The sequence below is a fragment of the Leclercia sp. AS011 genome (assembly GCF_037152535.1).
GTDB lineage: Bacteria > Pseudomonadota > Gammaproteobacteria > Enterobacterales > Enterobacteriaceae > Enterobacter.
Map to the genome: position 1 here is coordinate 1484682 of NZ_JBBCMA010000001.1, position 13392 is coordinate 1498073.

General features: G+C 57.5%; 15 protein-coding genes. 9 read left to right on the forward strand and 6 right to left on the reverse strand.

The window, feature by feature from the left end; all coding sequences use genetic code 11:
- The first annotated feature begins 7 nt into the window (after nucleotides 1-7).
- Both WFO70_RS06925 and WFO70_RS06930 read left to right on the forward strand, forming a co-directional pair.
- Nucleotides 8-865, forward strand: a complete 858-nt coding sequence (locus WFO70_RS06925; RefSeq protein ID WP_337015349.1) for an HlyD family secretion protein — start codon at nucleotides 8-10, stop codon at nucleotides 863-865.
- The gene (locus WFO70_RS06930; RefSeq protein WP_337015350.1) at nucleotides 862-2880 is read left to right on the forward strand and encodes an FUSC family protein; all 2019 of its coding nucleotides are present in this window, start codon (nucleotides 862-864) and stop codon (nucleotides 2878-2880) included. Before WFO70_RS06925 ends, WFO70_RS06930 begins: the two co-directional genes overlap by 4 nt.
- On the opposite strand, the gene sodC is transcribed toward WFO70_RS06930, so the two are convergent.
- The 3 genes from sodC to WFO70_RS06945 form a co-directional block, all read right to left on the reverse strand.
- Nucleotides 2859-3377: a superoxide dismutase [Cu-Zn] SodC gene (sodC, locus tag WFO70_RS06935; protein WP_337015352.1), complete on the reverse strand. Its 519-nt coding sequence runs from the start codon at nucleotides 3375-3377 to the stop codon at nucleotides 2859-2861. The two genes, WFO70_RS06930 and sodC, sit on opposite strands and share 22 nt — an antisense overlap.
- 81 nt (nucleotides 3378-3458) lie before the next feature.
- On the reverse strand, nucleotides 3459-4355 hold the full coding sequence (locus tag WFO70_RS06940) for an aldo/keto reductase (RefSeq protein ID WP_337015354.1): 897 nt from the start codon (nucleotides 4353-4355) through the stop codon (nucleotides 3459-3461).
- 48 nt (nucleotides 4356-4403) lie between these two features.
- Nucleotides 4404-4643 (reverse strand): DUF1289 domain-containing protein, encoded by a 240-nt coding sequence (locus tag WFO70_RS06945; protein ID WP_337015356.1) that lies wholly within the window; start codon nucleotides 4641-4643, stop codon nucleotides 4404-4406.
- Between the two features lie 148 nt (nucleotides 4644-4791).
- Between WFO70_RS06945 and eptA the strand changes: the two genes are divergently transcribed.
- The 5 genes from eptA (at nucleotide 4792) to rnt (ending at nucleotide 9447) form a co-directional block, all read left to right on the forward strand.
- Nucleotides 4792-6420, forward strand: a complete 1629-nt coding sequence (gene eptA / locus WFO70_RS06950; RefSeq protein WP_337016635.1) for a phosphoethanolamine transferase EptA — start codon at nucleotides 4792-4794, stop codon at nucleotides 6418-6420.
- Nucleotides 6421-6458: 38 nt separating this feature from the next.
- A complete protein-coding gene (locus WFO70_RS06955; protein ID WP_337015358.1) occupies nucleotides 6459-7058 on the forward strand; it encodes a TetR/AcrR family transcriptional regulator in 600 nt (199 codons plus the stop codon).
- Between the two features lie 53 nt (nucleotides 7059-7111).
- Nucleotides 7112-8209, forward strand: a complete 1098-nt coding sequence (locus tag WFO70_RS06960) for an alkene reductase (protein ID WP_337015360.1) — start codon at nucleotides 7112-7114, stop codon at nucleotides 8207-8209.
- Nucleotides 8210-8292: 83 nt separating this feature from the next.
- Nucleotides 8293-8700, forward strand: a complete 408-nt coding sequence (gene gloA / locus WFO70_RS06965; RefSeq protein WP_337015361.1) for a lactoylglutathione lyase — start codon at nucleotides 8293-8295, stop codon at nucleotides 8698-8700.
- 96 nt (nucleotides 8701-8796) lie between these two features.
- On the forward strand, nucleotides 8797-9447 hold the full coding sequence (rnt, locus tag WFO70_RS06970; protein ID WP_337015362.1) for a ribonuclease T: 651 nt from the start codon (nucleotides 8797-8799) through the stop codon (nucleotides 9445-9447).
- 46 nt (nucleotides 9448-9493) lie between these two features.
- On the opposite strand, the gene grxD is transcribed toward rnt, so the two are convergent.
- Nucleotides 9494-9844, reverse strand: coding sequence for a monothiol glutaredoxin 4 (grxD, locus tag WFO70_RS06975; protein ID WP_337015364.1), 351 nt, complete (start codon nucleotides 9842-9844; stop codon nucleotides 9494-9496).
- Nucleotides 9845-10181: 337 nt separating this feature from the next.
- Here grxD and WFO70_RS06980 point away from each other — a divergent pair, with 337 nt between their 5' ends.
- Together WFO70_RS06980 and sodB are read left to right on the forward strand one after the other, a co-directional pair.
- The gene (locus tag WFO70_RS06980; protein ID WP_337015366.1) at nucleotides 10182-10985 is read left to right on the forward strand and encodes a C40 family peptidase; all 804 of its coding nucleotides are present in this window, start codon (nucleotides 10182-10184) and stop codon (nucleotides 10983-10985) included.
- 122 nt (nucleotides 10986-11107) lie between these two features.
- Entirely contained in the window at nucleotides 11108-11689 is a 582-nt protein-coding gene (gene sodB, locus WFO70_RS06985; RefSeq protein WP_337015367.1) for a superoxide dismutase [Fe], read from the forward strand.
- A 35-nt stretch (nucleotides 11690-11724) separates the two neighbouring features.
- On the opposite strand, the gene WFO70_RS06990 is transcribed toward sodB, so the two are convergent.
- Both WFO70_RS06990 and cydH read right to left on the reverse strand, forming a co-directional pair.
- On the reverse strand, nucleotides 11725-12891 hold the full coding sequence (locus tag WFO70_RS06990) for an MFS transporter (RefSeq protein ID WP_337015368.1): 1167 nt from the start codon (nucleotides 12889-12891) through the stop codon (nucleotides 11725-11727).
- A gap of 164 nt (nucleotides 12892-13055) precedes the next feature.
- Nucleotides 13056-13145, reverse strand: coding sequence for a cytochrome bd-I oxidase subunit CydH (gene cydH / locus WFO70_RS06995; protein WP_106993692.1), 90 nt, complete (start codon nucleotides 13143-13145; stop codon nucleotides 13056-13058).
- Nucleotides 13146-13392 lie beyond the last annotated feature (247 nt).

Consider the following 13392-nt stretch of genomic DNA (forward strand, 5'->3'; position numbering starts at 1 on the left):
GAGACCTGTGAAAACAATTAAATATTTTTCATCATTACTTGTGCTGGCCCTGGCGCTGATCGCCGGCTGGTGGCTATGGAATTATTACATGCAGTCGCCATGGACCCGTGACGGCAAGGTGCGCGCCGAGCAGGTGAGCGTTACCCCGCAGGTCTCCGGCACCATCACCCGGCTGCAGGTTAAAGATAACCAGTTTGTCCACGCGGGTGAGGTCCTGTTTCAGATCGATGAGACCCCTTATCACATCGCAGTCCTCAACGCGGAAGCCCAGCTGGCGAAGTCCCAGTCCGATCTGGCGAAAGCCAATAACGAGGCCAACCGTCGCCGCCATCTGTCGCAGAACTATATCTCCGCCGAAGATCTGGATACCGCCAATATCAACGTCAAAGCGATGCAGGCCAGCGTCGCGGTAGCTGAAGCCACGCTCAAGCAGGCCCAGTGGCAGCTGACCCAGACGGTGGTCAAAGCCCCGGTTGATGGCTGGGTCACCAATCTCTCCACCCGTCCAGGCGATTACGCCACCACCGGCCAGCCGGTCTTCGCCCTGGTCGACAGCCATTCGTTTTACGTGGTGGGCTATTTTGAGGAGACCAAACTGCGGCATATCCGCGAGGGTGCCCCGGCGCAGATCGTCCTCTACAGCGGATCGAGAACCTTGCAGGGGCATGTCTCCAGTATCGGACGCGCCATCTACGATCAGAGCGTAGAGACCGATTCCGGCCTGGTACCCGACGTGAAACCGAATATTCCCTGGGTGCGGCTGGCGCAGCGCATTCCGGTGCGTATCGCCTTTGATCAGCTGCCGACGGACCTGACGCTGGTCTCCGGCACCACCTGCACCGTCTCCATCGGAACCGCCCGGTGAACTGGCGCAACCTGCCGTGGCTCAGGGCAACCCCGGCGCAGTGGCGCTATGCCCTGCGCAACGGCATTGCCATGTGCCTGGCACTCACCGTCGCCTATTGCCTCAACCTGGATGAACCCTACTGGGCGATGACCTCAGCGGCGGTGGTCAGCTTCCCCACTGTCGGGGGCGTGATCAGCAAAAGCCTGGGGCGCGTAGCGGGCAGCCTGATGGGTGCCACCGCGGCGCTGATCATCGCTGGCCACACCCTTAACGACCCGTGGCTGTTTCTGTTGAGCATGGCGGCCTGGCTCGGGGTCTGTACCTGGGCCTGCGCCCATTTCACCAATAATGTGGCCTATGCCTTCCAGCTGGCGGGTTACACCGCGGCGATCATCGCTTTCCCGGTAATCGATATTCTCGACACTACCCAGCTGTGGGATATTGCCCAGGCAAGGGTGTGTGAAGTCATCATCGGCATCCTGAGCGGCGGGGTGATGATGATGATCCTGCCCAGCACCTCCGACGGCACGGCCCTCATCAACGCCCTGAAAGCGATGCACGCCCGGCTGCTGGAGCACGCCAGCCTGCTGTGGCAGCCCGACACTAACGATGCCATTCGTCTGGCCCATGAAAAGGTGATTGCCCAGATCCTGACCATGAACCTGCTGCGCATTCAGGCCTTCTGGAGCCACTACCGCTTCCGTCGACAAAACGCCCTGCTCAACTATCTACTCCATCAGCAGCTGCGCATGACCAGCGCCATCTCCAGCCTGCGCCGTATGCTGCTGAACTGGCCCAACCCGCCCGCCCATACCCGGGAGGTCATCGACCAGCTGCTCGCCGCCCTCGCCCGGCCCGACGCCGATTTCTATACCGTGGCCCGCATCATTGCGCCGCTCAAACCGGCCAATGACGGCGATTACCGGCACCGCGCCGTCTGGCAGCGGCTGCGCTATTTTTGCCGCCTCTATCTGCGCAGCAGCCGCTGGATCGCGGCGGTAGAAACGGCCACGCCAGTGACGGAGTTTACCGTCCCGCGCAGCCCGGCGCTGGCCCGGCATACCGATAACCTGGAGGCCCTGTGGAGCGGCTTTCGCACCTTTTGCGCCCTCAGTCTGGTGGGAGCCTGGACCATTACCGCCCAGTGGGACGCCGGTGGCGCAGCCCTGACGCTGGCGGCGATCAGCAGCGTCCTCTACTCGGTGTCGGCCTCGCCCTTTAACTCCCTCACGCTGCTGCTGCGTACCCTGATCCTGCTCTCGCTGTTCAGTTTTGTGGTGAAGTTTGGCCTGATGGTGCAGATCTCCGATCTGTGGCTGTTCCTGCTGTTCCTGTTCCCACTGCTGACCACCATGCAGCTGCTGAAGCAGCAGATGCCCGCCCTCGCCGGTCTCTGGGGGCAGCTGATCGTCTTTATGGGTTCGTTTATTTCGGTGACCAACCCGCCGGTGTATGACTTTGCCGATTTTCTCAATGACGACCTGGCGAAAATTCTGGGCGTAGGGCTGACCTGGCTGGCCTTTGCGGTGCTGCGACCGGGCTCGGATGCGCGGAAAAGCCGACGTCACATTCGGGAGCTACGACGGGGGTTTGTCGATCAGCTCAGCCGTAAACCGCGGTTGAGTGAAAATGGTTACGAATCGCTGGTGTATCACCACGTGAGCCAGCTCAACAGCAGTCAGGATGCGCTCTCCCGCCGCTGGCTGCTGCGCTGGGGCGTGGTGTTGCTCAACTGCAGCCATGTGGTGTGGCAGCTCCGCGACTGGGAAACCCGCTCCGATCCGCTGGCGCAGGTACGGGATGTCGCCGTCTCGCTGCTGCGGGATATCATGAGCGAGCGCGGGGTACAGCAGCGGCCGCTGGCCGCCACTCTGGATGAGCTTCAGCGCATCTGCGACGCCCTGGGGCATCATCCGCAACCCGCCGGGCAGGAGCTGGCAGCCCTGATCTGGCGACTGCACTGCTCCTTGTCACAGCTGGAACAGGCGCCCGCGCCGGGCACCTTAAGCGATCAAATCACGCCGCAGGCGTAACGCGCCCCGCCACCGCCAAGCGGTTTGGGTTGATCGGACATATTATCGCCGCCAACGTGGATCATCAGCGCTTTTCCTTTGACCTCATCCAGTTTTTTCAGGCGCGGCGCAACCACCGGGTCGGTGGCTTTTCCGTCGTTATTGACCACCAGCGCAGGCAGATCGCCGAGGTGGCCCATGCCCTCTGGCCCTTCATGTTTACCGGTATTCTGGGGATCGAGGTGTCCGCCCGCGGCCTCAGCGGCGGAAGCTTTACCCTCTTTCATGGCCGGTTCGCAGGAACCTTTGGCGTGGACGTGATAACCGTGTTCGCCCGGTGGTAAGGCTTTGAGGTCGGGGGAGAACTCCAGCCCTTTGTCGGTTTCGGTAATTTTTACCGTCCCGATGGACTGGCCTATCCCCTGCGAGGTGACGAGGTTCATCTTGACTTCTTCACTGGCAGCCTGCGCCCCTGCACAGACCACCAGCGTTAACACTGCCAGAGTAAATCGCTTCATATGACCTCCTTCGGTTATTTTTTGCCCCTTAAGCTTATACCAGAGGCAGAGATTTCACCGGGAAGTCAGATAAATACGGAATTACGGCACGTCATAACCCAGCGCGGCTTTACGGATGCGGAACCACTGCTGGCGCGTCATCTGAAGCTGCTCTGCCGCCAGGGCCGAACGCACGCGCTCGATCTTGCCGGACCCGATGATTGGCAGCGGCTGCGATGGCAGGCGTAAAATCCAGGCATAAACCACCTGCTCGATGGTTTCGGCATTCAGCTCCTGCGCCACCTGAGCGAGTTCATCGCGCAGGGGCTGGAACGCCTCATCATTGAACAGACGACCGCCGCCGAGGCAGGACCAGGCCATCGGACGGATCCGCAGCTGCTGGAGCTGGTCGAGGGTGCCGTCCAGCAGCAGGGGCTGGTAAACCGGGGAAATCTCGACCTGGTTGGTCGCCAGGGTAAACGGCAGGCGCGACTGCAGCAGGGCAAACTGCGCCGGGGTAAAGTTGGACACGCCGAAATGGCGCACCTTGCCGCTCTGATGCAGGGCGAGGAAAGCCTCAGCAACGTCATCGGCATCCATCAGCGGATCGGGACGGTGGATCAGCAGCAGGTCAAGAGAGTCGGTCGCCAGGTTGGTGAGGGACTGTTCCGCACTGCGGATAATATGATCCCGGTCGGTGATGTAGTGACCGAGGGCATGTTCTGCTTTGGCCGTGGTGGCAATGCCGCATTTGGTGACGATCTCCATCCGCTGGCGCAGCGCCGGGGCGAGCTTCATCGCCTCACCGAACGCCGCTTCACACTGGTAGCCGCCGTAAATATCGGCGTGGTCGACGGTGGTGATCCCCAGATCAAGATGTTCTTCAATAAAGCTGACCAGCTGTTGCGCGGACATGTTCCAGTCCATCAGACGCCAGTAACCCATCACAAAACGAGAGAATTCCGGGCCCTGCGGGGCAAGGGTAATACGCTGAACCATAGCAATTTCCTTTAAAAAAGTCTGGAGGGAGTATACGCGTTTGCGGGGCTAAAACAGTGAGGGTTGCTGCGGTTCTTCGGTTTCGGGGGCTTTGTTTGCGCGCAATTTGCGCAAAAGACGCTGACGGCACAGGCGCAGGACTTCCTGCTTCTGGCCATCGCTAAAGGATTGCCAGTTAAAACGCTCATCCCGGGTGCGCATGCAGCCGCGACAAAATCCCCGTTCGTCAGACTGGCAAATACCCCGGCACGGGCTCTGGACAGGAAAGAACTCCAGTTGTTCAGCCACATGTACCTCCCTTAACCCCTCGATTACCGTCAAGTGAAGACCTTAAGCGCCGGTAATGCAAGACGGGAATCACAGAATTGTGGCATTAAGGTTTCACTAATCTTCGCTCCCTATACTCGCCTCATCAATACAATCTGGTTGAACGATGATGCTGACCCTTAAAAAGTTACAGTGTAACGATACGAAATTTACGCTGGGCTGTGCGCTCTTATTTACGCTGTTAAATGCCCTGTTTATTCATCGCAGCTGGCAGGTGATCTCGCCCGCCCGGCTGCACGACTTTATTTTTGCCCTCACGGTGCCGCTGGTGCTGTTCTGCGGCTGGGTGATCGTTTTCAGCATCCTCAATATCCCGCTGATCCGCAAACCGCTGCTGGTGCTGCTTACCCTTGGCTGCGCGGCGGCGACCTGGTTTATGTTTACCTATGGGGCGGTGATTGACCAGAACATGATGGTCAACGTCTTCGAGACCAACTCCCAGGAGGCGACGGCGCTGCTTACCCCGCAGCTGGTGATGTGGCTGGTTGTCGCCGGGCTGGTGCCGTCCGTGGTGCTGGCGATGATCCGCATTCGCCCGGGCAAGTGGTGGCAGACGCTGTTGATGCGCCTCATGGCGATTCTCGCCAGCACAGTGGTGATTGTTCTGGTGGCAGCGGTCTTTTATAAGGACTACGCCTCGCTGTTCCGCAACAACAAAGGCATCGTCAAGATGGTAACTCCGGCGAACTACGTCAGCGCCATCGCCAAATACAGCAAAGCGCGCTGGTTCGCGGGGGATCAGACCTTAATTCGTCTCGGTGAAGATGCCCGTAAAGGGCCGGTGCTGGTGGCGCAGCAGAAAAAGACCGTACTGGTCCTGGTCATTGGGGAAGCCTCCCGGGCGGAAAACTACTCGCTCAACGGCTACAATCGCGAAACCAACCCCGAGCTGGCAAAACAGAATGTAATCAACTTCCCGCAGGCCTCCTCCTGCGGCACCGAAACCGCCGTCTCCGTGCCGTGCATGTTCTCCGGGATGCCGCGCAAAAAATACGATGCCGATCTGGCGCATCACCAGGAAGGGTTAATGGATGTGCTGGGCCACGCCGGGATCAATATGCTGTGGCGGGATAACGACGGCGGGTGTAAAGGCGCCTGCGATCGCATCCCCCACACCGACATGACCCAGTGGAAACTGGATCAGTTCTGTAAGGACAAATCCTGCATTGATGATGCGGATCTGTATCGCCTGAATGACACCCTGGATGGGCTGAAACAGGATACGGTTCTGGTGATCCACCTAATGGGCAGCCACGGTCCGGCCTACTATCAACGTTACCCTGAGCAGTACCGTCGCTTTACCCCAACCTGCGACACCAATCAGATTCAGGACTGCGACCATCAGGCGCTGATGAATACCTATGACAATACCATTCTGTATACCGACAGCGTGGTGAGTCGCACCATTGATGCCCTGAAAGCGCGCCAGGCGACGATGAACACCGCGCTGGTCTACCTCTCGGATCACGGGGAGTCGCTGGGGGAAAACGGCCTGTACCTGCACGGCACGCCGTACCTGTTGGCCCCTGAGCAGCAGACGCATATTCCGTTTATGTTCTGGCTCTCAAAGGACTACCAGCAAAACTTTGGCATTAACGAGCAGTGCCTGCGTGACCAGGCGGCGAAAGAGCCCGTCTCCCAGGACAATTTGTTCTCCACCGTCCTTGGGATGATGAACATCCAGACGTCGGTCTATCAGCCGCAAATGGATCTGCTCACCCACTGCCGTCGTACATAAGGCTTGCATTAGACCGATTGGTCTATTACATTGACGAGATGAATAAGCATACTGAACACGATACACGCGAACATCTTCTGGCGACCGGCGAGCGGCTCTGCATGCACCGCGGGTTTACCGGGATGGGGCTGAGCGAGCTGCTGAAAACCGCCGATGTGCCGAAGGGGTCGTTCTATCACTACTTCCGCTCTAAAGAGGCGTTTGGCGTAGCTCTGCTGGAGCGCCACTATGCGGGTTACCATCAGCGACTGGCCGCGCACTTCGCCAGCGGTAACGGCAACTGTCGCGATCGTGTTCTGGCTTATTATCAGGAGACGCTGGCCCAGTTTTGTGCCCAGGGCATTATCAGCGGCTGTCTGACGGTGAAACTGTCTGCCGAGGTGTGCGATCTCTCTGAAGATATGCGCACCGCGATGGATAAAGGGGCCACGGGTGTGATCACCCTGCTGGCGCAGGCGCTGGCGAAAGGTCGTGAAGAGAAGTCACTGACCTTCGTCGGCGAGCCGCTTACCCAGGCGCAGGTGCTCTACTCCCTGTGGCTGGGTGCCAACCTGCAGGCCAAAATGTCCCGCAGCGCGCTACCGCTGGAGAGCGCGCTGGACCATGTTAAGAACATCATTGCCACGCCTGGCGTTTAACAGGCGTTTTTATTTCATGATTTACTAGACGACCGGTCTACTCAGGAGCCACTATGTCAGCCGAAAAATTGTTCACCCCGCTTAAAGTGGGCGCGATCGTTGCACCTAACCGTGTCTTTATGGCACCTCTTACTCGTCTGCGCAGCATTGAGCCGGGCGATATCCCAACCCCGCTGATGGGCGAATACTACCGCCAGCGCGTCAGCTCGGGCCTTATCATCTCCGAAGCGACCCAGATCTCTGCCCAGGCCAAAGGCTATGCAGGCGCACCTGGCCTGCACAGCCCGGAGCAGATCGCCGCGTGGAAGAAAATTACTGACGGCGTGCATGCTGAAGACGGCCGCATCGCGGTCCAGCTGTGGCACACCGGCCGTATCTCTCACAGCAGCATCCAGCCTGGCGGCGAAGCTCCGGTCTCTGCCTCTGCCCTCAACGCGGGCACCCGCACCTCTCTGCGTGATGAAAACGGTCACGCGATCCGCGTCGATACCACTACCCCGCGCGCGCTGGAATTGGACGAGATCCCAGGCATCGTCAACGACTTCCGCCAGGCAGTCGCTAACGCCCGTGAAGCCGGTTTCGACCTGGTCGAGCTGCACGGTGCCCACGGCTATCTGCTGCACCAGTTCCTCTCCCCGTCTTCTAACCAGCGTACCGACCAGTACGGCGGCAGCGTAGAGAACCGCGCCCGTCTGGTGCTGGAAGTGATTGATGCCGTATCCAAAGAGTGGAGCGCCGATCGCATCGGGATCCGCGTCTCGCCAATCGGTTCTTTCCAGAACGTCGACAACGGCCCGAACGAAGAAGCCGACGCGCTGTACCTGATTGAAGAGCTGGCCAAACGCGGCATCGCCTATCTGCACATGTCCGAGCCAGACTGGGCCGGCGGCGAGCCCTACACCGACGCGTTCCGCCAGAAAGTGCGCGACCGCTTCCCGGGCGTGATCATCGGGGCCGGTGCCTATACGCCAGAAAAAGCGGAAGACCTGATTAACAAAGGGCTGATTGATGCCGTGGCCTTCGGTCGTGCCTACATCGCCAACCCGGATCTGGTGGCGCGTCTGCAGCGCAAAGCCGAGCTGAACCCGCAGCGTCCGGAGAGCTTCTACGGCGGCGGCGCGGAAGGTTATACCGACTACCCTTCTTTATAATCCCTTCATTGATAGCGGCGATGATTCGCCGCTATACTAAAACATCGTTTCTGTTCAAGATGATAAAAAGCTAAGAGGATAATATGCGCCTACTTCACACCATGCTGCGCGTTGGCGATCTGCAACGTTCCATCGAGTTCTACACCAACGTGCTGGGCATGACCCTGCTGCGCACCAGCGAAAACCCGGAATATAAATACTCCCTGGCGTTTGTGGGTTATGGTCCGGAGAGCGACGAAGCCGTTATCGAACTGACCTATAACTGGGGTGTTGAGAGCTACGAGCTGGGCACCGCCTACGGCCATATCGCGCTGGAAGTGGATAACGCGGCAGAAGCCTGCGAGCGTATCCGCAGCAACGGCGGCAACGTAACCCGTGAAGCCGGTCCGGTTAAAGGCGGCACCACGGTGATCGCTTTTGTCGAAGATCCGGACGGTTATAAAATCGAACTGATCGAAGCCAAAGACGCCGGTTGCGGTCTGGGTAACTGATCCCTGCGGGCGCGCCATGCGCCCGTTGTTTTACTGCATCTCATTGCAAAATTTGCCATAATGCCCACTGCTTTTTACCCCTTGTAAGAGATCCAGATGTCCGATAACGCTCAACTTACCGGTCTGTGCGACCGTTTTCGTGGTTTTTATCCTGTAGTCATTGATGTCGAAACCGCTGGATTTAACGCCAAAACCGATGCGCTGCTGGAAATTGCCGCCATCACGTTGAAAATGGATGAACAGGGCGATTTGCTGCCGGACTCCACGCTGCATTTCCACGTCGAACCTTTTGAAGGGGCGAACCTGCAGCCGGAGGCGCTGGCGTTTAACGGCATTGATCCGCATAACCCTCTGCGCGGGGCGGTCAGTGAATATGACGCGCTGCATGCCATTTTTAAAATGGTGCGCAAAGGCATGAAAGATCAGAACTGTAATCGCGCCATTATGGTGGCGCATAACGCGACCTTCGATCACAGCTTTATGATGGCCGCCGCCGAGCGTGCGTCACTGAAGCGTAACCCGTTCCACCCGTTTGTCACCTTCGATACCGCCGCATTAAGCGGGCTGGCGCTGGGGCAAACCGTGTTGTCGAAAGCCTGCATCACCGCCGGCATTGAGTTTGACGGCACCCAGGCGCACTCTGCCTTGTACGATACCGAGCGCACCACGGAACTATTTTGTGAAATCGTTAACCGCTGGAAACGCCTCGGCGGCTGGCCGCTACCGGAAGCTGACGACAACGCATAAAAAAAGCGACCACAGGGTCGCTTTTTTATTTACCGGGCCCGGTGGATCACTCGGCGCCTGGCTCTTCAGATTTGTATTTTGCAGCCGTCTCTTTGATCAGCTGTTGCAGTTCGCCACGCTGATACATCTCAATCAGGATGTCGCAGCCGCCAACCAGTTCGCCGTCAACCCACAGCTGCGGGAAGGTCGGCCAGTTCGCGTATTTTGGCAGCTCAGCGCGGATATCCGGGTTCTGCAGAATATCAACGTAAGCAAAACGTTCGCCACAGGCAGAAAGCGCCTGGACCGCCTGAGCGGAGAAACCACAGCTTGGCAGTTTCGGAGAACCTTTCATGTACAGCAGGATCGGGTTTTCAGCAATCTGCTGCTGAATTTTTTCAATAATAGTAGTGCTCATGTTTTGCTTCCTTTAACTTCTGTTACGGCAATCGTCTGACATTGTAGCGTTTCAGACCGACAACGGAAAATAACATTTTTGTCACTTATATGATTTTACCGCGCGTGCCTTAAAGATGCATTCAGAACCTAACTTATCGCCAGATTAGCTGCGGTTTTGTTCAGCTAATGTACAGAATGCCCCTGTGAAAAAGTGATATTTTTGCACTCGCTAACGAAACGTAGTTTTAGATGCAAAAAGTTTATTAACGTCGGGCCTTTTTATAGATTAGAATCGACGGGTTTTGTAAATCATACGCAGGTTTGTTTATAACCCGCTATTACCAGAGGATTGCCCAGTGGCGCGAATAAATACATTCTCGATCACGCTCTGTGCTTTGCTGTTTACGTCTCTCACCTTCACGCCGGTGGCTAACGCCTCAGAGCAGGCGCGGCCTTCTGCCGCGCATAAAACGCATCTGGCGAAAGCAACCGAACCTAAGAAAAAAAGCAGTACCAGCAAAACCACCAAAAAAGAGAGCACCAGTAAAAAGAGCAGCACCAAAAAAAGCCTCGCAAAAACACAGACAACCCATTCCAGCAAGAAAAGCCGCACCACTTCCCGCAGCGCCAGCCGTACCACGCAAACCGCCTCCCGCGTTGTGACAGAAAAATGCACCACCCGTAAAGGGCGTAAAGCGCAGTGCGTAAAAACCAGCAAAACCACGACGCTTGCCGAAGCGCATAAAGTGCGGATGCAGAAAGCGCAAAAAACGGCAATGAATAAGCTGATGGGTCAGATTGGAAAGCCTTATCGCTGGGGCGGTACTTCTCCGCGTACCGGCTTCGACTGCAGCGGCCTGGTTTATTACGCTTATAAAGATCTGGTTAAATTCCGCATTCCACGCACCGCTAACGAAATGTATCACCTGCGTGACGCCTCCCCGGTCGATCGCGGTGAGCTGGAGAGCGGCGACCTGGTGTTCTTCCGCACGCAGGGTCGTGGCACCGCCGATCACGTTGGCGTCTACGTCGGCAACGGCAAATTCATTCAGTCCCCGCGTTCGGGCCAGGACATTCAGATCACCTCCCTGAGCGAAGACTACTGGCAGCGCCATTACGTCGGCGCGCGTCGCGTCATGAAGGCCAACACCCTCCGTTAATCCCCTGCCCCGCCGGTACGCTGGCGGGGTAAGTTCCTCTTTTGCATACCCTTTCAATTTGCTACTCTATCCCTTCATTCAGTAGGGCTATTGAATGGATCACTATAATAAGGAGAGAAGCAATGTCGTTTGAATTACCTGCATTACCGTATGCAAAAGACGCCCTGGCCCCGCACATCTCGGCGGAGACCCTGGAGTACCACTACGGCAAACACCACCAGACCTATGTTACCAACCTGAACAACCTGATCGCCGGCACCGCCTTCGAAGGGAAATCCCTCGAAGAGATCGTGCGCACATCTGAAGGCGGCGTGTTTAACAATGCCGCTCAGGTGTGGAACCACACCTTCTACTGGCACTGCCTGGCCCCGAATGCAGGCGGCGAACCGACGGGTGAGCTGGCTGCGGCCATCACTGCCGCGTTCGGCAGCTTTGCGGAGTTTAAAGCGAAGTTTACCGATGCCGCAGTGAAGAACTTTGGCGCTGGCTGGACCTGGCTGGTAAAAGAGGCGGACGGCACACTGGCTATCGTTTCTACCTCTAATGCGGGAACGCCGTTAACCACCCGCGCGATCCCACTGCTGACCGTCGACGTCTGGGAACATGCGTATTACATCGATTACCGTAATGCGCGCCCGAATTACCTTGAGCACTTCTGGGCGCTGGTAAACTGGGAATTTGTGGCGAAGAACTTCGCCGCATAATGAAAACGCCGAAGGAATTTCCTTCGGCGTTATTTTTATTCGGTGGCGCAAACCGGCGCAGGCTGTTTTCGCCCGGAGGCAAAGACCAGAATAAGCCCCAGCGCCGCGATAATGGCGCCCATCACCGGTACAAAGCTGTAACCCATCCCGCTGGAAATCACTGCCCCACCGGCCGCCGCCCCCAGCGCATTCCCCAGGTTAAAGGCACCGATATTCACCGACGACGATAACCCCGGCGCATCGCTGGCCACGCGCATCACGCGCATCTGCAACGGCGGAACTACCGCGAAGGTCGCCATGCCCCACACCACCATCGCCACGGCCGCCCCCACTTCATTACGCGCCAGCCACGGAATAGCCAGCATAATGACGATCAGCAGCAGTAAAAAGCCTTTCAGGGTGCCGCTCACGGATTTGTCCGCCAGCTTGCCGCCCAGATAGTTGCCGATGGAAAAACCGACGCCAATCAGCACCAGCATGGCGGTGATAAAGGCCGGTGTCGCCTGGTTGATATCATGTAACACCGGGGCAATGTAGGTATAGAGGGTGAACATCGCGCCAGCGCCGAGAACCGTGGTCAACAGGGCAGAGAGCACCTGCGGACGCAGCAGCACCGCCAGCTCTTTGCGTACCTCCGGCTTTTCACCCGCCCCACCAGCCGGCAGGGAGAAGAACAGCGCAATCATCGACACCACGCCCAACAGTGCGGTGGCCAGGAAGGACATTCGCCAGCCAATTACTTCGCCCATCCAGGTTGCAGCCGGCACGCCGCCGATATTGGCGATGGTCAGGCCCATAAACATGGTGGCGACGGCGCTGGCCTGCTTGTGCTTCGGCACCACGCTGGCCGCCACTACCGACCCGAGGCCAAAGAAGGCGCCGTGGTTCAGGCTGGTCAGGATACGCGACAGCATCAGGGTGGTGTAATCCGGCGACAGCGCCGAGAGGACATTACCGACGGTAAAGATCGCCATCAGGAAGATCAGCGCATTGCGGCGTCCGCGATGGGACAGCAGCAGGGTCATCAGCGGCGCACCCACCATCACGCCGATGGCGTAGGCGCTGATCAGCATCCCTGCAGCGGGAATAGAGACATCCACGCCCCGGGCGATAACCGGCAACAGGCCCATCGGGGAAAATTCGGTCGTGCCGATACCAAAGGCACCAATGGCCAGGGCCAGCAGCGGAAAATTGATTCTCATACTTCAACTCCAGACACCGTGTCGTGAGGCGACACAGAACAATGAAGGCGAAAGCATGACATCAATCGCAAAAAATGAGAAGTTAACAATTTAGCAAAAGATTTTTGCAGGGTGCGTAACAATCAGCGGAAGGAACGAGGGAGAGCTGACCTCTCCCGCATCAATCAGTGCAGTGCCGCAGTCAGACCGCTGGCAACAATCAGGCTCAGAACAATAATAGTGGTAATCAACGAAAACTTAAGATCGGTACTCATCAATTTTTCTCCTTTTAATCACCCTACGAAGAGTGAGCTTGCTCATTTTTACACAGTTCAGGGTAAAAATCTTGCTGGATTTAGATTGATATCGGTTTTTGCTCTTCCCCTTTTGCCCAAGATAAGACAAAATTCCACGCTAAATTTATTAGCGTACCGGCCATTGACCCCCTCCTGACGTCCTGTGTCGTTTTCCCGGCGTACCGCAATTCAAATTGCGCAATTAGGGCGAGTGAAGGCAAACGTT